Origin of the sequence: Methylobacterium sp. WCS2018Hpa-22 (assembly GCF_031843785.1) — a bacterium.
Lineage (GTDB): Bacteria > Pseudomonadota > Alphaproteobacteria > Rhizobiales > Beijerinckiaceae > Methylobacterium.
The window spans coordinates 19,859-43,860 of the sequence record NZ_JAVTJA010000016.1 but is presented as its reverse complement, the minus strand read 5'-3'; the positions used below and the strand labels follow the sequence as shown (position 1 = coordinate 43,860).

The 24,002-nt window shown below is 68.2% G+C and carries 19 protein-coding genes; 6 read left to right on the top strand and 13 right to left on the bottom strand.

The features are described from left to right. The first annotated feature begins 70 nt into the window (after positions 1-70). Positions 71-277, top strand: coding sequence for a hypothetical protein (locus RQI43_RS19815; RefSeq protein ID WP_311276321.1), 207 nt, complete (start codon positions 71-73; stop codon positions 275-277). 73 nt (positions 278-350) lie between these two features. Here RQI43_RS19815 and RQI43_RS19810 read toward each other — a convergent pair whose 3' ends face one another. Continuing rightward, on the bottom strand, positions 351-578 hold the full coding sequence (locus RQI43_RS19810) for a hypothetical protein (RefSeq protein ID WP_056426098.1): 228 nt from the start codon (positions 576-578) through the stop codon (positions 351-353). 193 nt (positions 579-771) lie between these two features. On the opposite strand from RQI43_RS19810, the gene RQI43_RS19805 reads away from it, so the two are divergent. Further along, complete coding sequence (locus RQI43_RS19805; protein ID WP_311276320.1) at positions 772-1,323, top strand: alpha/beta hydrolase; 552 nt, start codon at positions 772-774, stop codon at positions 1,321-1,323. Between the two features lies 1 nt (position 1,324). Here RQI43_RS19805 and RQI43_RS19800 read toward each other — a convergent pair whose 3' ends face one another. The 9 genes from RQI43_RS19800 to RQI43_RS19760 all read right to left on the bottom strand — a co-directional run bounded on the left by RQI43_RS19800 (position 1,325) and on the right by RQI43_RS19760 (position 9,892). Beyond that, positions 1,325-2,356 (bottom strand): TIGR01620 family protein, encoded by a 1,032-nt coding sequence (locus RQI43_RS19800; RefSeq protein ID WP_311276319.1) that lies wholly within the window; start codon positions 2,354-2,356, stop codon positions 1,325-1,327. Next, a complete protein-coding gene (locus tag RQI43_RS19795; protein ID WP_311276318.1) occupies positions 2,353-2,568 on the bottom strand; it encodes a hypothetical protein in 216 nt (71 codons plus the stop codon). The genes RQI43_RS19800 and RQI43_RS19795 overlap by 4 nt, the downstream gene beginning before the upstream one ends. Continuing rightward, on the bottom strand, positions 2,565-4,004 hold the full coding sequence (locus RQI43_RS19790; protein WP_311276317.1) for a YcjX family protein: 1,440 nt from the start codon (positions 4,002-4,004) through the stop codon (positions 2,565-2,567). The genes RQI43_RS19795 and RQI43_RS19790 overlap by 4 nt, the downstream gene beginning before the upstream one ends. A gap of 94 nt (positions 4,005-4,098) precedes the next feature. Further along, the gene (locus RQI43_RS19785; RefSeq protein ID WP_311276316.1) at positions 4,099-5,220 is read right to left on the bottom strand and encodes a hypothetical protein; all 1,122 of its coding nucleotides are present in this window, start codon (positions 5,218-5,220) and stop codon (positions 4,099-4,101) included. 73 nt (positions 5,221-5,293) lie between these two features. Further along, positions 5,294-5,818: a histidine phosphatase family protein gene (locus tag RQI43_RS19780; RefSeq protein ID WP_311276315.1), complete on the bottom strand. Its 525-nt coding sequence runs from the start codon at positions 5,816-5,818 to the stop codon at positions 5,294-5,296. A 29-nt stretch (positions 5,819-5,847) separates the two neighbouring features. Then, complete coding sequence (locus RQI43_RS19775; RefSeq protein ID WP_311276314.1) at positions 5,848-6,828, bottom strand: aldo/keto reductase; 981 nt, start codon at positions 6,826-6,828, stop codon at positions 5,848-5,850. Between the two features lie 232 nt (positions 6,829-7,060). Beyond that, on the bottom strand, positions 7,061-7,912 hold the full coding sequence (locus tag RQI43_RS19770; protein WP_207411681.1) for a MoxR family ATPase: 852 nt from the start codon (positions 7,910-7,912) through the stop codon (positions 7,061-7,063). 136 nt (positions 7,913-8,048) lie between these two features. Next, a complete protein-coding gene (locus RQI43_RS19765) occupies positions 8,049-8,693 on the bottom strand; it encodes a hypothetical protein (protein WP_056149950.1) in 645 nt (214 codons plus the stop codon). Further along, complete coding sequence (locus RQI43_RS19760; RefSeq protein WP_207411680.1) at positions 8,690-9,892, bottom strand: ATPase; 1,203 nt, start codon at positions 9,890-9,892, stop codon at positions 8,690-8,692. The genes RQI43_RS19765 and RQI43_RS19760 overlap by 4 nt, the downstream gene beginning before the upstream one ends. A 362-nt stretch (positions 9,893-10,254) precedes the next feature. On the opposite strand from RQI43_RS19760, the gene RQI43_RS19755 reads away from it, so the two are divergent. Next, a complete protein-coding gene (locus tag RQI43_RS19755) occupies positions 10,255-12,108 on the top strand; it encodes a cation:proton antiporter (RefSeq protein WP_311276313.1) in 1,854 nt (617 codons plus the stop codon). 232 nt (positions 12,109-12,340) lie between these two features. Here the strand turns inward: RQI43_RS19755 and RQI43_RS19750 are convergent, their stop codons facing one another. Beyond that, the gene (locus RQI43_RS19750; RefSeq protein ID WP_207411678.1) at positions 12,341-12,799 is read right to left on the bottom strand and encodes a hypothetical protein; all 459 of its coding nucleotides are present in this window, start codon (positions 12,797-12,799) and stop codon (positions 12,341-12,343) included. 311 nt (positions 12,800-13,110) lie between these two features. Here RQI43_RS19750 and RQI43_RS19745 point away from each other — a divergent pair, with 311 nt between their 5' ends. Together RQI43_RS19745 and RQI43_RS19740 are read left to right on the top strand one after the other, a co-directional pair. Then, positions 13,111-14,286: a VWA domain-containing protein gene (locus RQI43_RS19745; RefSeq protein WP_311276312.1), complete on the top strand. Its 1,176-nt coding sequence runs from the start codon at positions 13,111-13,113 to the stop codon at positions 14,284-14,286. Next, positions 14,283-14,735, top strand: coding sequence for a VOC family protein (locus RQI43_RS19740; RefSeq protein ID WP_311276311.1), 453 nt, complete (start codon positions 14,283-14,285; stop codon positions 14,733-14,735). The genes RQI43_RS19745 and RQI43_RS19740 overlap by 4 nt, the downstream gene beginning before the upstream one ends. On the opposite strand, the gene RQI43_RS19735 is transcribed toward RQI43_RS19740, so the two are convergent. Continuing rightward, positions 14,713-15,033 (bottom strand): 2Fe-2S iron-sulfur cluster-binding protein, encoded by a 321-nt coding sequence (locus RQI43_RS19735; protein WP_056426135.1) that lies wholly within the window; start codon positions 15,031-15,033, stop codon positions 14,713-14,715. The two genes, RQI43_RS19740 and RQI43_RS19735, sit on opposite strands and share 23 nt — an antisense overlap. A gap of 158 nt (positions 15,034-15,191) precedes the next feature. Then, entirely contained in the window at positions 15,192-15,518 is a 327-nt protein-coding gene (locus tag RQI43_RS19730) for an Hpt domain-containing protein (protein WP_311276310.1), read from the bottom strand. Positions 15,519-15,810: 292 nt separating this feature from the next. Here RQI43_RS19730 and RQI43_RS19725 point away from each other — a divergent pair, with 292 nt between their 5' ends. Beyond that, positions 15,811-24,000, top strand: a complete 8,190-nt coding sequence (locus tag RQI43_RS19725) for a hypothetical protein (RefSeq protein WP_311276309.1) — start codon at positions 15,811-15,813, stop codon at positions 23,998-24,000. The last annotated feature ends 2 nt before the right edge of the window (positions 24,001-24,002 follow it).

Here is a 24,002-nt window from a genome sequence, read left to right as displayed (position 1 = left end):
AAATTGATTCGTTCGGCAGTGCGCGACACCCCGATGCCGAAGGGCGTCTGTGTGCGGGAGGAGGGCCAGGATGCGGATCGCCGCGTTGATCTTCGGCCTGGCGTTGCTCGTGGCGACGGCTTTCTGGTTCTTCTACCTCGTCCCCCTGGGATGCGCGATGAACACCACCGGCTGCAACGAGCGGTTCACGGTGTGGAGCAGCCTGGGCCTGGTCCATTTCTGGACGCCCTTCCTCATCGCCGTGTCGGCGCTGGCCTATGGTCTGGGACGGCCGTGATCTTATGTGCCTGGCCGACGAAAGCCGCGCCGGCAGCGAGGGGAAGCCGTCGCCCCCTCGTCTCGTTGAGGCTTTATGGGGCCTGCCATTCGACACCGGCATGCTCGCGGATATCGCCGGGCGCGGACCCGGTATCGGCATCGCTGACCCAGTCGCTCGGCTCGACCACATCGACGATCTCGTCGTCGGGATAGGCCGCGGCGAGGAAGACCTTGGCCTCCCCCTCGGCAGCAGCCCGGACCGTGACCAGCGGGCGAAAACCCTTGGCGGCGCGGATATTGGCGATGAAGAGCTTCGTCATGTGCATTCTCCCGGCCACGCTGACGAGCGCGACACTCGGCTAACGCGGGAAACCTCGATCCGCGCGGGCCTTCGATGAAAATGATGGGCCGCCACCTCTCGCAGCCCGGCGGCACTTCACCCAATGCGGCGATGCCTGCCGAATTCCCCCCATCCGTCTCGACGCCGCGCGAGCGAGCCGCTATCGGGGCAGAATGAAGCTCGCCGATTGCGACATCCTCATCCTCCCCGGCTATGCAGGCTCGGAAGACGGCCATTGGCAGGCCGGCTGGGCCGCTCGCATGGCCAATGCCCGCATCGTCGAGCAGGAGGACTGGCACCATCCCGAAGCCGGCTCCTGGCGTGCGCGCATCGTCGAGGCGGTGGAGGCGGCGACGCGGCCGGTGATCCTCATCGCCCACAGCCTCGGCGTGGTCGCCTCCGTGCAGGCCGCGCCCGCCTTCCCCGAGGGCAAGGTGCGGGGTGCCCTGTTGGTGGCGTTCCCGGATGTGGAGCAGACGCCGAACCTGCCATCCAGCGTCACGGATTTCGCGCCGGTGCCGCGCGATCCCCTGCCCTTCCCGTCCTTGCTGGTGGCGAGCCGCAACGACCCCTATTGCGCCTATGACCGGGCCGAGGACTTCGCCTATTCCTGGGGTGCCGCCCTGGTCGATGCGGGCGAATCCGGCCACATCAACGTGGCGAGCGGGCATGGTCCCTGGCCCGAAGGGCTGATGCGCCTGGCGGGCTTCCTCAAGGGGCTCTGATTCACGCCTTCTCGGCCCCGCCCATCGGCTTCAGCAGCTCCCCGGCCACGTCCGACAGGCGCGGCGGCTCTTCCCTGACGAAGGGGAGCGGGCGGCAGACGGCCAGGGCGGCGAGGCCGAACCGGGCGGTCATCAGGCCGTTGAGCACGCCCTCGCCGAGCTTCGCCGAGACCCGCGCGGCGATGCCGAGGCCAAGGACCTGCTGGATCATGCTCTCGCCCACCGCCATCCCGCCCGTGACGGTGAGATGCGCGAAGGCGGCGCGGGCAAGACGCAGGAATCCGAGAAAGCCCGGACGCCCGCCATAGATCGTCGCGATCTGGCGCAGGAGGCGCACCGCGGCAAAGACCACGAAGGCCACGTCGACGATGGCGCGCGGGCTGAGCGCCGTCACCGCCGAGACCTGCTTGGCGGCCGAGGCGATGGCGTTGCGGGCCTGCCGGTCGAGGGGTTCGAGCAGCTCGTGCTCGGCGAGCCGGATCCGGTCGTCAACATCGAGAATCGTTTCGCCCAGGGCTTTCAGGCGCTGGCGGCCGGCCGCGAGCCCGGTCCTCGTGGCGTAGAGGTCGCAAAGTTCGGCCACCACCGCCTGCGCGCCGGTGTGATCCCGCGTTGCGATGGCCTCGATGGCCTTCGCCCGCAGCTTCTCGATCCGGCGCTCGCGCCAGATGCCCGCGAGTTCGCGCATCACCAGGGCGAGAAAGGCGATGGCCGCGAGGACGAGCAGGGCCAGGGCGACGCCGCCGAGCCAGGGCGCGGCAGAGAACAGGTCCGCGATCATCCGCTCCAGCGACAGGCCGATGCCGAGGGAGACGAGGCCGCCCAAAGCCAGCATCAGCACCGACAGCCACGGCGCCCGCGATTTCGGAGCCACCGGCACGGCGGTGCCGTCCGCCGCCTCGACGATCTCGAACGGCTCTTCGACGATCCTGACCGCGTTCGGCGGCACCGGCGGCGGAACGATGCCCTCCAGGCCTTCGGCCGGCTCGGCGGCGGGGATGCGGAAGGCGCGGGGACGGTTCGGAGAGGTCATGGGCGGACCTTGTCTGAGGCGTAATCGGCAAACTGCGAGACCAGCCTTCCCCCATCCACCCACCTCATCCTGAGGTGCCGGAGCGGAGCGGAGGCCTCGAAGGAGCATTCCAGTTCGCGCAGGGGAGCCTGGAACCCTCCTTCGAGGCCGCTGGCGCGGCACCTCAGGATGAGGTCGGCGAGCGGGATGGGATGATGGGCGGCGGCGCTCACGTCAGCTTGTCGCCGATGAGGAACTGCATCGCCCGGTCGAGGCGTATCTGCGGCAGGTGGCCGGGGCGGCCATGGGCGTCGGGCCGGATTAGCGGGGGGCGGAAGCGGGGAAAGCGGAGCGATCCGGGCGGGACCGCGCCGTCGAGGACGGATTCGGGTCGCGAGGGCAACTCACCGGGGAACACCGCCGCCTCGCTCCGACCATCGAAAATCTCGTCGCCCACATGCTCGCCTGCCTCGGGCGTTCCCGAGACCGCGCGCAGAGTCATGCCGTCATCGTGGACGGTGGTCTCCCGCGTCGCCCGCACGGAGGCGAGGGCGACGGTACCGACGCGGGCGCCGGCTGCCTCGGTCCGGCGCATGGCGCGCGAAACGAGGAGTCGCAGCAAAGCCTCCAGGCGGTCATGGCTGGTCTGGTGCAGGTGATCCGCTTTGGTGGCCGCGAACATGATGCGGTCCGCCCTCGGCGCGAACAGGCGCGACAGGATGGTATTGCGGCCGATGCGGAAGCTGAGGAGCACGGTGTCGAGCGCCTCTTCCAATTCGGCGAGGGCGGCCGGCCCGGCATCGACGGCGGCGAGCACGTCCACGAGGACGATTTGCCGGTCCACCCGCTGGAAGTGGTTACGGAAGAACGGCTCCACGACTTTGGCCTTGTAGGCCTCGAACCGCCGTTCCATGAGCCCCGCGAGGCTGTTCGGGACGATGGTCTCCGGCAGGCCGTCGAGGGGCGCGAAGGTCAGAGCCGGCGATCCGGCGAGGTCGCCCGGCATCAGGAAGCGGCCCGGCGGCGTGGTCGCCACCGATTCCGGCCCGGCGCGCAAAGCGGTGAGATAGGCGGTGAAGGCGATGCTCGCCCGCTCGGCCACGACCTCGTCGAGGGGGCCGGACGGGTCGAGATCCTTCAGCACCGCCAGCCAGGGCGCCGCGATGGCGGCGCGCCCGGTGCGCCGGGTGCCCGCGATGGTGGCGGCGGACCATTCCGCGTAGCTCTGGCCGATCAGAGCGAGGTCGAGGAGCCATTCGCCGGGATAATCCACCACGTCGAGCATCAGCGTGCCCGGCCCGGAGCGCCAGCCGCCCTTGCGCTCATATTCGATGGCGAGGCGGAACTGGCTGATCCGGTCGGTGGAGCGTGGCCACAGGCGCTGCTCCGTCAGGGCCGCGAAATGATCCTCGTAGGGAAAGCGCGGAATGTCGTCGTCGGGTTGCGGCACGAGGCGGGCCCGGCGCAGCCGTCCCTCATGCGCCGGAGCGAAGGCCGGCAGCGCATGGGTTTCCACCAGATGATGGATCAGCGCGGTGGTGAACACCGTCTTGCCCGACCGCGCGAGACCGGTGACGCCGAGCCTCAGGGTCGGCTGGATCAGGAGATCGCTCGATGCCTCGGCGAAGGCCTGGATCGCGGAGCCCGCGCGCGAGGCAAAGCTGATCATGAAGCGAGGGTCTCGTTTGGCCGGAGGGGAGGATGGGAGGCGAATGCAGGGGTGAGGTGGCGCGCGCGTCAAGCGAACGCAAGAACCGGACGCGTCATCGGTCCACCGCGCCGGGATCGACTTGACCAGGATCGACCTGGGCGGCGGCGAGCCGTCCGATGGCGGCCTCGACCAGATCCGGCCCCGCCCCCAGCACGCCGAGTTCCACCGCTGACATGGCGAGCATCACCGGAGCGAGACGGGGCGAGGGCCGACCATCGGCATCGAACAACGCCAGATCGTCCTCGATCTTGAGGCCGACGCTGGCGGCGATCCGGGTGGCGTAATTGCGGATGCGGACCTCGTCATTTCCACAGAGGGGTGCCGGAGCCGCCAGATCCTGCAGCCGTAGACCGGGTAGTCCAGCCGCGAGGGCGGGCAAAGCCGCGGATTCCGCCGCGAACCGGTCTGCCAGCCGGGAGGACGGCGATGTCGCGACGGATTCGGTGGGGCTCGCGATGATCGGCGTGATCGCCGGCCGGCCGATCGTCTCGGCCGCCCCGGCGACGCGGATGGGCCGGGGCTTCGGCCCACCCGCCATCCTCGCCAGCGGCGACCAGGGCTGAACCCGCAGCGGCCCGCCCCGCGCGACCATGCGGGGCTTGCGCATTCCTCCGCGCGCATGGCGGGCGAGGTAGCGGGCCCGGAGCGTCTTGCCGAGACCGAGCGGCGCGAGACCGGTGGAGACCTTTCCGCCCGAAACCCCGGCGCTCGAAACAGCGCATTCCGCCGGCGCCCATCGACGGACGATGGACAGGGCGTTGCGGCGGCCGAACTCGCGGTAATAGCGCCGGAGCAGGGAGGCCGCCGCATCGGCGCCGTCGCCGGCTTTGGCGAACCCGGTATGCCCCTCCGCATCACTGCCGATCTCGCCCCGCCAGCGGGCGCTCTTGATGCACCAGTAATTGTTGAGCTTGACGCAGCGCGCCACGAAAGCGGGCGGGACCGGCGCGTAGCGGGCGACCACGGCGAGGGACGCCGGACGCAGGGCCGCCCCCGCTTCCGCCCGCCAGTTCGACACTGCCCGCTCGCTGGCGAGAAAACTCGGGGCGTCGGAGGGAGGGGCTACCATCGCCACGGCAGATTCCGCGCTCGCGACGCCGGACTTCACGGCGTCGAGGCCGATACCCATGCGCGGCATCAGGGATGTCAGGACGAGAAGCGTGGTGACGAACACGGGATCAGCGGTGGCGGGCCATGGCACTGAGCAACGGCCCAGCCGGTGATCCGTTCAATCTCGCCACATAGGCTCAGGCGGCGTCATCGCGGTCGAGGCCCTTGGGCGTGACGAACCGTTCGAGCCGGCCCGCGCCGGGGCGGAACCCGGTCCAGGCATCGCCCTCGATATCGATGATGGCGAGCGCCGCGGTCGGGAATTCCACCGAGAGCCGCGCCCTCGCCTCGCGGGGGCCGTCGCCCACGAGATCGAGGGAGAGATCCTGCAGCCCGGGATTGTGCCCGATCATGAGCAGGGTCCGGATTTCGGCCGGCGTCGCCCGGATGACCTTGAGCAGCGCGCTTTCCGGCGCTTCGTAGATCGCGTCGACGATCTCGACCTCGGGATTGCCGAGGGCGGCGAACAAGCCCTCCCAAGTCTGTCGCGTCCGCAAGGACGGAGAGACGACGACCTTCTGGGGGATCAGATTCTGCGCCGCCAGATAAGCCCCCATCTGCGGCGCGGCCTTGAATCCGCGTGGGTTCAGCGGACGGTCGATATCGCGCACGCCCGGCGAACGGTCGGACTTGGCGTGGCGCAGGAGCATCAGGCGGCGCATGGACGGAGAACCTTCCTAGTCTAAAGGCCTTACTGGAAGCCGACGACGGGGTGCGGCGTGTAGAGCGATTCGAGGGCGGAGATCTCGTCGGCATCCAGCGCCAGATCGAGGGCCGCCACGGCATCGGTCAGGTGGCTGGGTTTCGACGCCCCGATGATCGGCGCGGTGACGATCGGTTTCTGGATCACCCAGGCCAAAGCCACCTGCGCCCGCGACACGCCCCGCGCTTGCGCGATCTCCGCCACCTTGCCGACGATGGCCCGGTCCGCCTCCTCTGCGGAAGCATAGAGCCGCTTGCCGACCTCGTCGGAATCCTGGCGCGCGCTGCCCTCGTCCCAGTCGCGGGTCAGGCGCCCGCGCGCCAGCGGGCTCCAGGGCAGGACACCGATGCCCTGGTCGGCGCAGAGCGGCAGCATCTCGCGCTCCTCCTCGCGATGGAGGAGGTTGTAATGGTCCTGCATCGTCGAGAACCGGGTCCAGCCATGGAGATCGGCGGTGAACAGGGCCTTGGCGAATTGCCAGGCGTACATGGAGGATGCGCCGATATAGCGGGCCTTGCCGGCCTTCACCACGTCATGGAGCGCCTCCATCGTCACCTCGATGGGCGTGCCGTAATCCCAGCGATGGATCTGGAAGAGATCGACATGGTCGGTGCCGAGCCGCTTCAGGCTGGCATCGATGGAGGCGAAGATCGCCTTGCGGGAGAGGCCGCCGGCATTGGGCTGGTCCTTCAGCGGATAATAGCACTTCGTCGCGAGCACGACGCTGTTACGGTCGGCGAAGTCCTTGAGGGCGCGCCCGACGATCTCCTCGCTGGTCCCGTCGGAATAGTAATTCGCCGTGTCGAAGAAGTTGATGCCGAGTTCGATCGCCTGCCGGATGAGCGGGCGGCTCTCCTCCTCGCGTAGGGTCCAGGGATGGGGGCCGCGCTCGGGAATGCCATAGGTCATGCAGCCGAGGCAGAGCGGCGACACGTCGAGGCCGGTCCGGCCGAGTTTCTTCAGTTTCATGGACAATCCTCCGATGACATGTCGGCCCTATCCGGGCCTGCCTTCGCTCACCCCAAGGCCCGGCCTCGATGGCGACGCCCTGGTTCATGTCCCCGCGTCATCCTGGGGCCGCGTAGCGGAGCCCAGGATCCAGAAACGCAGGTCCGGCCCATTCCTGGCATCGTCACGGCTCTGGATCCCGGGCTCGCCTCCGGCGCCCCGGGATGACGGCGCGGCTCGATACCCGCCCGCTTCAGCCCCCTCTTCCCTCGCGACGCATCATGAAGGCCAGCTTCTCGAAGAGGCTGACATCCTGCTCGTTCTTCAGGAGCGCGCCGTGCAGCGGCGGGATCAGCTTGCGGCCGTCGCGCTCGCGCAGGGTCTCTGGCGAGACATCCTCCGACACGAGGAGCTTGAGCCAATCCAGCAATTCCGAGGTGGAGGGCTTCTTCTTCAGACCCGGCACCTCCCGCGTCTCGAGGAAGACCCGCAGGGCCTCCTCCACGAGGCGATGCTTGATGCCGGGGAAGTGCACCTCGACGATGGCCTTCAGCGTCTCGGCGTCGGGGAACTTGATGTAGTGGAAGAAGCAGCGGCGCAGGAACGCGTCCGGCAGTTCCTTCTCGTTGTTCGAGGTGATGATGACGATGGGGCGGCGCTCGGCGCGGATCGTCTCTCCGGTCTCGTAGACATGGAACTCCATCCGGTCGAGTTCGGTCAGGAGGTCGTTGGGGAACTCGATATCGGCCTTGTCGATCTCGTCGATGAGGAGAACCGGGCGCTCGGGATGCGTGAACGCCTCCCACAGCTTGCCGCGCCGGATGTAGTTGCCGATCTCCGACACGCGCGGATCGCCGAGCTGGCTGTCGCGCAGGCGCGAGACCGCGTCGTATTCGTAGAGGCCCTGCTGCGCCTTGGTGGTTGATTTGACGTTCCAGGTGAGGAGTGGCGCACCGAGCCCCTTGGCGATCTCCTCCGCCAGGACGGTCTTGCCGGTGCCGGGCTCGCCCTTCACCAGAAGCGGCCGTTCCAGCACGATGGCCGCGTTGACGGCGGTGGTGAGGTCCGAAGTGGCGACGTAATCGGCGGTACCGGTAAAGCGCATGAGGCGTCGGCTTTCTGTTGCGGCTTCATCCATTGGGAAGCTTCAGCCTCTGCGGAGCAGCCGATGCGCGTTTCCCCGAAGCGGGATGGCGACGGGTGCCCTCCCACTACCGAAATTCGGCTGAAGCGTAGAGCCCTCAGAGCGACTTCCCGTCGCTCCAGACGCAGTTCGAGGCCAGGATCGCGAGGTTCACGTCGGATTTCTGCGGCTGCGGCAGAACCTTGCCGTCCATGGCGAGATCGATCTTCATCTCGACCTGGCCCTTGGCCTCGTTGGTCCGGCGGGAGAAGTAGCAATATTGCTGGAAGGGCACTTCCTCGTTGGCGCGGAAGTTCCAGCCGGTGACGATCTGGCCGTCCATGTACGGCACCTGTTTGAACACTGTGAAAGTGGTGTTCACCGTGGCCTTCGAGGCAGGGGCGGCGTCCTTGCCGAGCTGGGCCTGGGTCGGCGACGGAGAGGAGCGGACGGGGCCGCCTTCCAGTTTCAGGACGTTGTCGGTGAGCGTCACCTCACCCTTGGTCTTCAGCGTCACGTCGGACAGCGCGGCCTGCATGGCGGCGGCGATCTTCTCCGCCGCCGAGTCGAACTGGTTCATGTAGGCGTAGCCATAGGACGCCGCGCCGATGCCGATGCCGGCGAGCGCCGCGAAAGCACCCGCCCCGATGGCCCGGAACAGGAAGGCGCGCGCGGCGGTGATCCTCGTCTCGGCCCGGAGCCGGCCGTTGACGCTCTGGGCCAGGACGACGTTTTCCGGCGTCCCCGATGCATGGATGCTCATGCGCCGGCTCCCGCATTAGCCGCGGGCGGGATGTGGATATTGGGCGCGGTGCGGCGGTCCAGCGGGATCACCTCACCCGTTGGCGTCACGTCGCGCACGGGCTTGGGCGGCGCTAGGCCCATCTCCTGGCGAATGGAATCGGTGATCGAGTCGAGCATGTAGGGCGTCGCCTCGAGGTTCACGGCCGCGCCGAGATCGTCCTCGTCCATGAAGGTCTTGCGCACCGAGACCGCGCAGAGCGCCAGGATCGTCGAGGCGAAGGCGGCGCAGAGGGCCGGCACGAACACGAAGATACGCAGGAACGCGTGGACCTGCGCATCCGTCACGTCGATCGGATCGACGCCGTAGACCATGGCGGTGAAGGAGTGGAGCTGCGAGCGGTTTACCGAATTGCGATAGGCCTGCTCGGCATCGGCGACCTTGCGCTCGGCCACGCCACGGTCGAGTTCGGCCCGCGCCTTGCGGGCTTCCTCGAGAGACTTCGTCACCACCGCCCGGTCGGCGCCGGCCTTGCCGACACTGGCATTGAGGGTGGCGGTGCGTGGATCGGTGACGCATTTCAGGTTGGAATAGCGCTGGCCCTTGCTGTTGGTGCCCGAGACGCGCTCACAGCGCTGGGCGGGCAAGGCCGAAAGCTGGCTCGCATTCTCGGCGGCGCGCTTCTCGATCTGGTCGAGTTCCGTCGTGTACTGGGCCACACGGGCATCGGCGGCGGCGATGCGGTTGTCGATGGTCGAGCGGTCGGCCTGCGCGTCCTTGAGGGCGGTCTTGGCCTTGGCGGCATCCATGAGGCGCGGGTGGAACATCATCTCGCCGAGCTGCGACACCGACTTGGTGGTGACGCCTGCGGCGAAGATGATGCCGACGATGGCCAGCGCCCGGATGAAGTAGGAGCGCTGCGTGCGGGCCAGGATGCCCAGCGGCACGCGGCAGAGCTCCACCGCCGCGTAGACCAGCGGCGCGAGGAGCATGAAGTAGAAGGCCTTGTCGTCCCCGTCGCTGTAGACCCCGGCGAACAGCCAGGCGCCCCAGAGGGACGCGCCGATGACCATGAACTCGACGAGATACGCGATCCCGACATAGCCCCACTTGATCCGGTAGCCCTTCTCGAGATGGCGCTCGTGCGTCCAGCGCTCGGACTCACGGATCCAGTCACGTCGTTCGCGCTGAACATCCCGGTTGGGCGGCGACTTTCGCATGAGGCACTCGTGTCTTCAAAAAACGCGACGAACGACGCAACAAACCGTGAGGTAAGCTGGGGCTTAACCGATCGTTAAGTTCCGCCCTATGCGGCCATTGTGCCGTTTTTGCGCCATTCCGTATCGCAGCGCAAAACCCCTTCCGCGCCAGCGCGTCCCGCATGCATGGCTGAGTGCGGCGAGGGATGAAATCCGCATGGGCCGGCAAAAAGCAGGTTGCCCAGGCGGTACATGGGCTTGCATGCTCTCCTCGCTGCCGGCGACCCGATGGATTCCCGCGGCCGGAGTTCCCTGTGCAGAACTTCGGCTGCCCCGTCTCGGCCAGCGTCGCGCGCACCACTCTCGGGAGATTGCCCAGCTCGATGACGGACGTTCACGCCGGATCCTACAAGGAAGCGATCATCTTTCTCGTCACCGCAGGCGTGGTGGTGCCGCTGTTCCACCGGCTGCGCATCAGTCCGGTGCTGGGCTTCATCGGAGCGGGCGCGATCCTCGGGCCGTTCGGCCTGGGGCGACTGGCCGACACGGTGCCATGGGTGTCGATCTTCACCATCGGCAATCGGTCCGAGATCGCGCATCTGGCCGAATTCGGCGTGATCTTCCTGATGTTCATGATCGGCGTCGAGCTGTCATGGGAGCGGCTCCGCACCCTGCGCCGCCTCGTCTTCGGGCTCGGATCGGCCCAGGTGCTGGCCTCCTCCCTCGTCATCGGCATCATCCTGTTCGCCCTCGAAGTGCCGTTGGCCGCCTCCGTCATCGTCGGCCTGGCGCTCGCCTTGTCCTCCACCGCCGTGGTCCTGCCGGTCCTGGCCGAACAGAAGCGCCTGAACACGCCCGCGGGCCGCGCCAGCTTCGCCGTGCTGCTGTTCCAGGATCTCGCCGTGGCGCCGATGCTGTTCGCCATCGCCGTACTCGGCCGCAGCGACGGGGCGGATGTCGGCGGCGCTCTCGCCCTCGCGCTCGGACAGGCGGCCATCGCCCTCGTCCTCATCGTGGTCGCCGGCCGCCTCGCGCTACGGCCCCTGTTCCAGCTCGTGGCCCGGACCCGCTCGCCGGAACTGTTCATGGCCGCCTGCCTCCTCGTCATCGTGGCGACCGCCCTGACGGCGGCGGCGAGCGGCCTCTCGATGACGCTCGGCGCCTTCGTCGCGGGCCTGCTCCTGGCGGAGACGGAGTATCGCCGGGCGATCGAGGCGACGATCGACCCGTTCAAGGGGCTGCTGCTCGGGGTCTTCTTCGTGTCGGTGGGCATGAACCTCGACCCGGCCCAGCTGATGGCGGCGCCGAAAACCATCCTCGGCCTGTCCATCGGGCTGATCCTCATCAAGGGCGCGGTGATCCTCGTGGCGGCCCGGTTCCTCCGCATCCAGCGCGGTGTCGCGCTCGAAGCGGCGCTCCTCCTCGGCCCCGGCGGCGAATTCGCCTTCGTCCTCATCGGCGGCGCCATCGCGGGCGGGCTCGTGCCGGATGGCCTCGGCCAGGCGGCGCTGATCGTCACGACGGTGACGATGATCGCGATTCCAGGGTTGGCGAGCCTCGCGCGCCGTCTCGGCAAGCGGATGTCCCGCTCCAATCTCGGTCGCGCCCGCGCCGAGCCGGTGCCGGACAAGCAGCAGAACCGCGTCATCATCGCCGGCTACGGCCGCGTCGGACGGCAGGTCGGCGAGATGCTGGCCCGCCACAAGATCCCGTATCTCGCCCTCGATGCGGACGCGGCACGTGTCTCCGAGCACCGCCGCCTCGGCAACCCGGTCTATTTCGGCGATTCCTCCAACCCGGAACTGCTGCGGCGCTGCGACATCGCCAATGCCCGCGCCCTCGTCGTCACCCTGGACAATCCCCGGGCCGTGGAGGCCGTGGTGGAAGCGGCGCGCGCGGAGCGCCGCGACATCACCATCGTCGCCCGCGCCCGCGACGCCCGCCACGCCACGGCGCTCTACGAACTGGGCGTCGACGACGCCGTGCCCGAGACCATCGAAGCGTCCCTGCAGCTTTCGGAAGCCGTGCTGGTGGATGTGGGCGTCCCCATGGGCCTCGTCATCGCCTCGATCCACGAGCGGCGCGACGAGTACCGCGCCATGCTCAAGCGCAAGGAGACCGAGGTCAGGCCGGCTTTCCGCGCGCGGCGCACCGTAGGCAAGAACCTCGAGGCAGGAAAGGTGATGGAAGCTCGGGAAGCACCGTCGAAAGAAGAGCAGCCCGCAAAGAGCGCCTGATCGATCTGGCGAAGCGTATCGTTCCATACGAACCGCCACGCCACTTACGTCGAAGTAGTGGATAATTCTAACGCGCGTCTGAAATTCGGCGGATCGACCAACGAATGCTCTTGCGATGGCCTGAAAGCGAAGTAGCCTCAGCTATCGACGTTGGTCGAAGACATGGTGCTGACTGGGCGATGCGGGCCGGTCGGTCAGGAATCGTGCTTGGGGCGAGCGGTACGGCAAGGGATCAGAACAAGCGGCCCTGTCCGCGCTCGGGCATGGTCGGCTTCGGCTGATCCGTCGGCGCCGCCGGCGCCGGATCGCTGGATTTGGCGCGGGGACGAGCGGGAGCGCGAGCCTTCGGCTCCGATCCCGGTGAGAAGCTACAGCGATAGATGATTTCGTCGGGCGGGCCGACGCCGGTATTGAGCGGGACCGCCAGGGTGTCGCCGGAATAGCGCCAGTTGCGCGTACCCTTGTCCCAATAGAGCCAGACCGTCGAGGGATGGCCCTTGATGGCGAAGACCGCCGCCTTCTTCGAGATCGCCTGGACGGTGCGCGGTTCGTACATGCCCTTCTGGCGATAGGCTTCTTGGAACGAGGCTGGCTGGCGCTCGATGAAGGTGTTCCTCACGATCTGAATCGTCGCGCCCGGTTTCGCCAGAAACCGCTTGAAATCACTCAAGGAGCGCAAGACGAGCGCCATAACGTCCACCCTTACTCTGCCAAATACCCCGGCCCTGACTTGACGTTCACTCTGCCTCTCAGCTGTTTGATTCCAATGACAGTGTTGAAGGTGCAACGAACACAGTTTGCGGCGATATCAACAGAATTCCCGACTTATACCCAGCTTCGTCGATGCCGAACGACGAAAGCGCGCCGCATATCCTACTGAATTCAAGATTATTTCCGTTATCCGGCTCACGACATCGGCCCGCGAACCGTGGCACCGGGACGCGCTCCCACCGATGCGGATGTGGCCTTGACCCGAGCGCCGGGATCGCGCGTTCTCCGCCCATGCTGCTGCATTTCTTCACGGCCCTGCGCGATGCCAAGGTTCCCGTCACGTTGCGGGAGCATCTCATGCTGCTCGACGCCCTGGACCGCGACCTCGCGGACAAGCGCGTGGAAGAGTTCTATCTTCTCGCCCGCGCGGCCCTGGTGAAGGACGAGCGCCATCTCGACCGGTTCGACCGGGTCTTCGGCACCGTGTTCAAGGGCATCGAGACCCTGGGCGAGGCCACGGAATCGACGGCGATCCCAGAGGAATGGCTCCGCAAGCTGGCGGAGAAGTATCTCACCGATGCCGAGAAAGCGGAGCTCAAGTCGCTCGGATGGGACAAGCTGTTCGAGACGCTGAAACAGCGGCTCGCCGAGCAGAAGGAACGCCATCAGGGCGGCAACAAGTGGATCGGTACCGGGGGAACCTCACCGTTCGGCGCCTATGGCTACAACCCCGAAGGCATCCGCATCGGCCAGGACGGCAACCGGAATTTTCGCGCGGTGAAGGTGTGGGACAAGCGCGAATTCAGGGATCTCGATGACAGCGTCGAGCTCGGCACACGTAACATGCGGGTCGCCCTGCGCCGCCTGCGGCGCTTCGCCCGCACCGGTGCGGCCGAGGAGTTCGATCTCGACGGCACCATTCGCGAGACCGCCAATAAGGGCTATCTCGATGTTCGCCACCGGCCGGAGCGGCGCAATGCCGTGAAGCTGCTGCTCTTCCTCGATGTCGGCGGCTCGATGGACTGGCACATCGCCCTGGCGGAGGAACTGTTCTCCGCCGCCCGCGCCGAGTTCAAGCATGTGGAGCATTTCTACTTCCACAATTGCCCCTACGAGCGCGTGTGGAAGGAGAACCGCCGGCGCCACGACGAGGCGATCCCGCTTTTAGACGTCCTGCGTACCTATCCGGCCGATTACCGTGTCGTCTTCGTCGGCGACGCCTCCATGAGCCCCTACGAGATCGTCATGCAGGGTGGCTCCGTGGAGCATTGGAACGAGGAGACGGGCCAGGTCTGGCTGGAGCGGGTGCTGGAACGTTTTCCGAAATCGGTCTGGCTCAACCCGGTTCCCACCGAACACTGGGCCTATACCCAGTCGATCGGCATGATCCGTGGCATCGTGGCGAACAGGATGTTCCCGCTGAACCTCGAAGGGATCGACGGCGCCATGCGGTCCCTGGTGAGATGACGGACGACCGGATGCCCCAGGGCGGGTTCAGCCCGCTCGTTCCGGAACTCGACATCCGCGACCTTCCCGCCTCGCTCGCCTTCTGGTGCGGGGCGCTCGGGTTCGCGGTGGCCTATGCCCGGCCGGAGAACGGCTTCGCCTATATCGAGCGGGGTGGAGCACAGGTGATGCTTAACCTCGTCAACGGGAACTGGCAGACGGGCTCCCTGGAACCGCCGCTCGGTCGCGGGATCAACCTCCAGATCGCGGTGGATGCCCTCGATCCGATCCTGACGGCCCTGGACGCCGTGCCCTGGCCTCTCTTCCGGCCAGCCCACGAGGCCTGGTACCGGGTCGGTGAGACGGAAGTCGGCGTCAGGCAATTCCTGGTTCAGGATCCCGACGGGTATCTGCTGCGCTTCAGCGAAAGCCTCGGTCGTCGTCCGCTCAGCCTTGGCGAGCCGGCGTAATGACCTTCAGCCCGTCGAGTTCGGGCTTGATCCGAATCTGGCAGCACAGGCGGGACGTCGCACGCACGTCGGAAGCGAAATCGAGCATGTCCTGCTCCATCGGCTCGGCCGGCCCGACCGCATCGACCCAATCGGCATCGACATAGACGTGACAGGTGGCGCAGGCGCAGGCGCCGCCGCATTCGGCATCGATGCCCGGCACATTGTTGCGGATCGCCGCTTCCATGACGGTCGATCCTACGTCGGCTTCCACGGTCCTGGCCGTACCAGCATGGTCGACGTAGGTGATCTTGGGCATCAAAGACTCCAGGCTCGGACAACACGTCTGTGGCCGGTTGTGCAGCGCGACTGCCTTGAAGGCGCGGCCCATCGAATGCAAGCGTCACCGGACCTATCGCCCCACATTCCTGCGCTTACGTCGCAGATGCCGTCCCGTTCCCTCCAAGCGTGGCAAGATCAGCCAAGTGCGTCGATTTCCGCCAGGGTGGCTGTCACCGCCTCGTCGAGGCGGGCGACCGTCTCCACCGGAACCTCCCTCCCCTCGCGCAGGCGATCCTCGATGGACGCGGCGAGGTCGGCGACCGGCGCGGAGCCGATGCCGAGGGCCGAGCCCTTGAGCGTATGGGCGAGGTCGGCCCGCCGGTCCGGATCGAGATCCGCGTCGACGATTCCGGGCATCAGCCGGCGGCATTGGCCGGCGAAGAGCCCGAGCAATTCGCGGGCGAGGTCGACGTCGCCGAATGTCTGTCCGGAGAGGTAGGCATGGTCAATCAGAGGGGTCACGGGTCTCCTCGCCTTAACCGAACCGGGCGATCGGGCCCGACTCGAGCAGTCTATCCACAGGAGCGGCCGAGATCGTTCGCTTCCGTTTAAGCCTTGGGGCATCATGCAGAATGCCGACGGAATGAAACCGGCGCCAAGCTTGGTAACCATTCCGTTAAGGTTTTTTGGACGGTTCGATCCACTCGGGTATCCGGGTCTCGCGCCGAGGTCTAAACTTCCTTGGTAAATTGGTAAAAATGTCGTCGATCACCGGGTGCGGCCGGCTTCGACGATCTGCGTAACGAGGCGTTGAATGGCCACGGAAAAGAAGCTCAAGGACCCGGCCGAGGCGGCTCTTTCCGCCATCGAGCAGGCCCTCAACCTGGACTTCCCCTCGACGCAGGCGGCGGAGCCCCGGGTCGAGCCGCGGCTTCCCGATGTGGGCGACAACGATCTGCTGAGCGAGCAGGGTGGCCGCCTCGCGCCCCCTCGCCTCGATCTCGACCAGCCCCTCGCTTCCGACCTGCCGCCGCCGGACCGCAACCGGCCGCGCCGCGAAGGAGGTCTGCTGCCGCCGGACCGCTCCATGGTGGCCAATGACGACCGCCAGAACATCGGCATCCTGCAGCAGACCCTGCGCGTGCGGCCGTCCGGCACGCCCTACATCGTCGCCTCGATCGTCTCCGCTGTCTGGTTCGCCGCCCTCCTCGCCCTCGCCTGGAACCAGTCGGGGGGTGAGCTGAAGGGCTTCTTCGCCGGAATGACGGCGCTTCAGGCCGCCGTCGGCGCCACCGCCATCGTCGGCCCCATCGTCCTGTTCGCGATCATGGCGATGCTCGCCGTCCGTGCGCAGGAGATGCGCCTCGTGGCCCGCGCCGTCGGCGAAGTCGCGATCCGCCTCGCCGAACCCGAGAACTTCTCCACCGATGCCGTCCTCACCATGTCGCAGACGGTCCGCCGCGAGGTCGCGGCCGTGGGCGACGGCGTCGAGCGGGCGCTCGCCCGTGCCGGCGAGCTGGAAACCCTGGTCCGCGGCGAGATCGCCACCCTGGAGCGGGCCTATTCCGACAACGAGATCCGCATCCGCTCCCTGGTCGACGAGCTCGTCGCACAGCGCGAATCCATCGTCGCCAATGCGGAGCGCGTTCGCGGCGCGATCACCGGGTCGCACCAGAACCTGACCCAGGAGCTCGATGGCGCAGCCGAACGCATCGTCGCGGCGGTGACCGGCGCCGGTGAACGGGTGACCGGTGCCCTCGACGCGCGCGGCGACGCCATCACTTCGGCGCTCGGCAACCGTGGCGACGCCATCACGGCGGCCCTCGGAGAAGCCGGCGACCGCGTGGTCGGCCTCGTCACCGACCGTGGCGACGACCTGGTGCAGCGCCTCGCCAGCACCAGCGAAGGTGTGCGCAGCAGCCTGACCGAAGTCGGCAACACCCTGACGCAATCCCTGGAAAGCCGCGCGGCGGACGTTACCCTCGCCTTTGAGCGGACCGGCGGCATGCTCACCGCGACGCTGGCCGACAATGCCGGCCAGGTCGCCCGCACCCTCGCCCAGACCGGGATGGAGGTGATCGAGAGCCTGAACCGCCAGGGCAGCGAAGTTCGCCAGACCTTCGAGGAATCCGCGCGCGGCCTCGAGAACACGTTCCTCGCACGCGGCACCGAACTGACCACGACCTTCTCCAATACCGGCGGCCAGATCACCGCCCGGTTCGCCGAGACCGGCACGGCGCTCCGCGAGCATTTCGCCGCCACGGGCGCCACCATCACCGACGACATCGCCGCTCGGGGCGCGGCCCTTCGCGCTGAGATCGAAGCTGCCGGCAGCGGCGTATCCGAGACCATCGAAACCCGTACCCGCGAGGCGCAGGCGGGTCTGGCCCAGGCATCCGAGGGAATCGTCGAAACGTTCGCGGCCCGGACCACGGCCCTGCGCGACGATCTCATCCGGTCGATCGAGACCGCCGGCAGCGGGATCGACGATCGCGCCGGTCTTCTGGCCGAGCGCATCGATACGGTGGCCAACCGCCTGCACGAAACCCTCACCGTCCAGGGCGGCTCGCTCGAGAGCAACCTGACCTCCGCCGGGGAGCGCGTGGGGGATCTCGTCACCCAGCGTGCCGAGGAGGCCGCGCGGGCGATGGATGCGGCCCTGGCGGCCCTCGGCACCCATTTCGAAACCCGGGCCATGGGTACGGTGGAGAACCTCCGGGGCACCGTGGCGGGCCTCAACGGCGAGATCGACACCCGGTCGGCCGAGGCAGCGGCCGCGCTCCGCAGCAGCGGCGAGGATACGGCCTCCGTCGTCAATGCCAGCATCCGCCGCCTGACCAAGGCCGGCGAGCAGGTCGGCGGTCTTGTTACCCAGCGTGTCGAGGACGCGACCCTCACCCTGACCGGAGCCTTCGGGGTTCTCGGCAGCACCTTCGATTCCCAGTCCGGCACCGCGATCGAGAGCCTGCGCGCCGTCCTCGACACCCTGGCCAGCGAGATCGGCTCGCGGACCAGCGAGGCCGCCGACATCTTCCGCCGCAGCGCGGAAGAGACCACGGTGAGCCTCGGCGCCAGCACGGCGGAAGCCGCCCAGGCCCTGCGGCGTTCCTCGGCGAGCGCCACCGGCGAACTCGAAGCCCGCACGGTGGAGGCGGTGCAGATCTTCGAGCAGCGCCTGTCCGCCACCTCCGCCGAGCTCGCCGCCCGCACACAGGAAGCCGCCGAGCTCCTCCAGCAGGCCGCCAGCGGCCTCAGCGGAGAGGTGGGTGGGCGCGCCCAGGACGCGATGGAAGCGCTGCGCCGGACCCTGTCCGAGATCGACCAGACCCTGGTCAGCCGCGCCACCGAGGCGACAGGCGCGATCGCCCGCGCGGCCGAGAATGTCGGCGGCGAACTCGCCGCACGGATCAAGGATGTCGAGGCTTCCTTCGGCACGCATAGCCGTGGCCTCACCGACCTCATCACCACCCATGCCGAAGAGGCGCATGGCCAGCTCGCCAATACCGGCCGCGAGATCGTTCTGGCGGTGACCGCCCAGAGCGCCCGCGTCAGCGACGCCCTCGCGCAGAGCGGCGCCACCTTCGCCGACACGACGGAAAGCCGCGCCAAGGCCATCGACACCGTGCTCAACGACCGCCTCGCGGCGCTCCAGGAGACGATTGCGCGCGGCGATATCCTCGCCGACCGCATCGCCCGCGACACCTCCGCCCTCAGCGAGACTGTCACCGGTCAGCTGCAGGAGATGGACCGCGTCATCACGGTTCAGGGCAAGGCGGTGGCCGACACCATCGCCGAGCGCACCCGCGAAGCCCGCGAGACCGTGGAGAGCCAGCTCGGCGCCCTCGAGGAACGCTCCGTGAAGCGCTCCGCCGAGATCGGCGAGACCTTCACCCATCTGGTGAGCCAGATCGACGGTCAGCTCGGCTCCCGCGCCACCGCCCTCAACGAGGCCCTGATCCTGCGCACCGGCGAGATGGCGCGCATCATGGTCGAAGGCAGCCGCGACCTCGTACAGACCCTCGATGCCCGCGCCGACGGCATGGCGCAGGACATCGCCAACCGCAGCCTGGCCCTGGGCGATACCCTCGGCAGCCGCTCTACCGAGATCGCCGAGCGCTTCGAGCAGCAGGCGACCGACCTGTCCCGCCGCATCGAAGAGGGCGTCGGCCGCTTCGACACCAGCGTCGTCGGGCGTCTCGACGGCATCGCCGCCGCGCTGGAAGAGCGCAGCCGCCTGATCGACGAGACCTTCGGCTCCCAGGCCTTCGAAGCGATCCGCCTCATCGAGAGCCGCACCCGCGCCGTGGACGAGGATCTCGCCAACCGGACCCGCGAGCTCGTCGAGATGATCGAGAGCCGGACGGGCCATGCCAACGAGGCTCTGGCTGGACAGGCGGAGGCGATCCGCTCGTCCTTCTCGCACCGCGCGGAAGCCCTGGCCGCCCTCATCGACGAGCGCACGGCCGCCATGGGCCAGGAGCTCGACGAGAAGGGACGCGTCGTGTTCGGCGCCCTCGGCACCCGTATCACCGAGTTGGCGCAGCTGTTCGATCGCGGCGGCTCCTCCCTGGCGGAGCTTCTGGAACAGCGCGGCGACACCATCATCGCCCGCCTGCGCGACGTCGTCGCCGATGCGGACCGTCTGCTCAGCGAAGGCGAAGGCCGCCTCGGCTCCACCCTCCAGACGCGGACCACCGATATCGGCAGTCTGCTCGACGAGGGCGTGCGCACCGTCCACCAGCTCCTGGACAACCGGACCAACGAGATCCGGACCATGCTGGACGATCATTCCCAGGTGCTCGCCAGCAGCTTCGAGGACCGGCTGGCTCCGTTGCACGATTCGCTCGGCCAGCACGGCCGGACCTTCGTCGACACGATCGAGGCCAGCCTCGGCGGCGCGGCCGGCGCGGTGGAAGCCCGCACCCGCGACCTGGTCGCGCTGTTCGACCAGCGCATCGGCGCCCTGGACGAACTCGTGGACGGTCGCGGCGCGAGGATCGCGGAATCGGTGGAAGCCCGCACCCACGGGCTCCGGACCCTGTTCGACGACATCCTCACCGCCCTCGACGGCCTGGTGGACAGCCGCGCCGAAGCCCTCACCGACCGGGTCGATGCGCGCACCCACGCTCTGAGCGCCCTGTTCGACGAGCGCCTGCGGGCGATCGATGATCTGGTGGAGAACCGCGCGGCCGAACTCGTCCGCACCATCGACACCAAGGGCACGGCCCTCACGCAGACCGTCGACGACCGGACCCACGCGATGGGTGCCCTGTTCGACGACCGCATGCAGGCGCTCGACGCCCTCGTGGCGGAGCGTTCGGCCGATTTCGCCCGGACCATCGACACCAAGGGTACGGCCCTCACGCAGACCGTCGACGACCGGACCCACGCGATGGGCGCTCTGTTCGACGACCGCATGCAGGCCCTCGACACCCTCGTGGCGAACCGTTCGGCCGATTTCGTGCACACGCTGGACACGAAGGGCTCCGTCCTGACCCGCTCGGTCGATGCCGGCACGGCCATGCTGAGCACGCTGTTCGACGAGCGTCTGCGCGCCCTCGACGAGCTGATCGAGAACCACGCGACGCAACTCATCCATACGGTGGACGAGCGCGGCGGCAGCCTCACCCGGTCCCTCGACGACCGCACCGGCTCCCTGCGCGCTCTCTTCGACGAGCGCCTGCGCGAGCTCAACGCCCTCGTGGAGAACAGGACGGCGGACTTCGCCCAGACGGTGGACGACCGGGGCGGACACCTCACCCGGTCCCTCGACGACCGCACCGGCTCCCTGCGCGCCCTCTTTGACGAGCGCCTGGGCGAGCTCAACGCCCTCGTGGAGAACCGGACAGCGGAATTCGCCCGTACCATGGAGATGCAGGGCAGCACCCTGTACCAGGCGGTGGACGATCGCACCCAGTCCATGGGGACGCTGTTCGACGAGCGCCTGCGCGCCCTCGACACCTTGGTGGACGACCGCGCGGCGGCGTTCGCCCGCACCATCGAGCATCAGGGCACGTCGCTGACCCAGGCCGTCGAGGCTGGCGCCCAGGCCATCGGCACCGTCTTCGACGAGCGTCTGCGCGCCCTCGACCATCTCGTGGACAACCGCGCGGCCGATCTGACGCAGACCATCGACAATCGCGGCATCTCCTTGAGCCAGGCCGTCGAGGCCACTGCCCAGGCCATCGCGACCGTCTTCGACGAGCGCCTGCGCGCCCTCGACCACCTCGTGGACAACCGCGCCGCCGATCTGACGCAGACCATCGACAATCGCGGCACGTCCCTCAGCCAGGCCGTCGAGGCCACCGCTCAGGCCATCGGGAATGTCTTCGATGCGCGGATGCGTGCCCTCACCGATCTCGTCGAAGACCGGACCGGCGCGTTCACCCGCACGGTGGACGATCAGGGCCAGTCACTGACCCAGTCGGTCGATGCTCGTACGCAGGCCATCGCAGCTTTGTTCGACGAGTGCCTGCGCGCCCTCGACCAGCTCGTGGACAGCCGTGCGACCGCTTTCGCTCATGCGATCGACAACCACGGCGCCGCCCTGACCCAGGCCGTGGATGCCCGCAGCGAAGCCTTCACGAACCGGATCGACAGCCGGATGAAGGTGTTCGCCTCCCTCGTCGCGTCACGCGGCGATGCTCTCGCCAATGCCTTCGACGACCGCCAGGACGCCTATGCGGCCCTGGTCGACGAGCGCAGCGCGACGATGCTCTCCGCCTTCGACGAGCGGGTGAACCGCCACGCCGCCCTCGCCCAAGCCCATGCCGATGCGCTCGCAACGGCTCTGGACCAGCGCAACGAGGCCGTGGCCGCCCTCATCGACGGGCGCAACCAGGACATGGTCGCCGGCTTCGATCGCCGCTCGACCGCCCTGGCCTCTCTGATCGAGGCGCGCGGGCAGTCCCTGGCCCGCCGGCTCGCCGAGAGCGCGGAGACTATTACCCGCGCGATCGAGGAGCGTGGGGGATCGATCGTGGAGACGATCGACACGCGCGGCACCCATATGGTCGAGGCGATGGCGACGCATTCCGAGCGCCTCCGCGAGATCGTCGAGGGGCCGGCCTCCCAGCTCGTCGCCTCCCTGGGCGAGCGCAATCAGGAGATCGCACGTATCCTCGACGAGAGCGGAAAGCCCCTCGCCGACACCTTGCGTGATCGTGTTCGGGACCTCGCCGAACAATCCGAGGCGTCCAGGAACGCCTTGCTCGCAGCCATCGACGGTGGCGCCTCCCGTGCGCTGGCGAGCCTCAACGAGGCGAGCAATCGTCTCCGCAGCGAACTCGCTGGCGTCTTGGACCGGGTCGAGGGGGCGAATTCGGCCCTGCGCGAACTCGTCACCGATGCCGGAGAGAATCTCGGCGCCATCGAGAACGGCCTGTCGGGCCGGGTCGAGCAGGTGCAGGCGACGCTCTCCGCCATCGGCACCGAGACGGAGCGCGCCAGCAGAAGCGTCGCCGAACAAGTCGACCAGCTGAAGGCCGTCGCCGAGGGCGCCCTGCGCGATGCGGCCGACCTCGCCGCCTCGCTCGATGCCCGCGGGACCTCGCTCACCGAGATCGCCCGCGCTCATTCCGGCACGCTCACCAACGCGGCCGGCTCTCTGGAAACCGTCGAGACGCGCCTCGTCGATCTTCTCGCCAGCCGCGACAAGGCGGTGGAAGAGGTGCTGACCCGCATCGAGGCGCGGTCGGGCGTCCTCGAGGAGCAGACCGCGCGGTTCGACACGCAGATGGCCGAGACCCTTCGCTCCGCCGAGGAGCGGGCGCGCGGCATCGCCAGCAGCCTGTCCGATGCGGCGCAAAGCGCGGGCGCCAGTGTGACCGGAGCCTTCGAAGGCCTGCGCAAGGATGCGGGCAGCGAAGGCGAGCGGACGGCGACCGCTGTTCGCACGGCGATCTCCGGCGCATCCGAGCAGATGATGACGGTGTTCGAGAGCGCAGCCGGCCGCTTCGGCGACTCGGTGGCGGGGATGCGCGAGATGGCGGCGGAGATCCGTCGCGAACTCGAAGCGACGCGGGCGGACCTGCAGCGCGGCGTTCTGGAAATCCCGCGGGAGACCCAGGAAGCCACCAGCGAGATGCGTCGGGTCGTCTCCGACCAGATCAAGGCGCTGAACGAGCTGTCCTCGCTCGTCTCCCGCTCGCGGCGCAGCGTCGACGTGACCGAGGCGGTGGCCCCTGCCCCGCGCAAGGCGGACGTCCAGCCCGCCAAGCAACAGGACGTGCAGGTCTCGGAGGCCGCTCCGGCCAAGCCGAAGCAGAATGGGGCCAACCCGGTCGCGGCACCGGTCGCCGCAAAGCTCTCCGAGCCGAAGGCCCGCGAGGACAAGTCGTCCGACGCTCGCCCGACCCAGCAGATGACGATCGTCTCCGCCCCGGCGGCCCGAGCCGGCAACCAGCCCGCCCTGCGTCCCGGCGAGACTGCGCGTGCGGGTGCCCCGTCGGGCCGCGACAATCGCGGCTGGCTGTCGGACCTGCTGACGCGCGCCTCCCTCGACGACGACACGGATGGGGCCGATCCGGCGAACGCGGCCGCCGGCCCCAACGGTCAGGCCAAGCCGGACGCGACCAAGGCCGGCTCCAACAAGGCGGAGCCCGCCAAGGCCGGTTCCGCGAAACTGGAAGCGGGCAAGGGCGCTGCCGTCGACCGCAGCCGAACCGCCCTCGAGACGATCTCCAACGACATCGCCAAGATGATCGAACATCAGACGGCGGTGGAGTTGTGGGAGCGCTACCGTCGCGGTGAGCCGAACCTGTTCGATCGCCGTCTCTACACGGCGCAGGGTCGGCAGACCTTCGAGGAGATCCGCCGGCGCTACGCGGCCGATGCCGAGTTCCGCCGCACGGTGGACCGCTATGTCGGCGAGTTCGAGCGGCTCCTCGGCGAAGTCTCGAAGAACGACCGCGACTCGCGTCGTGCCGATGCCTACCTCACCTCGGAGACGGGCAAGGTCTACACGATGCTCGCCCATGCGAGCGGCCGCTTCGAAGGGGCCTGACA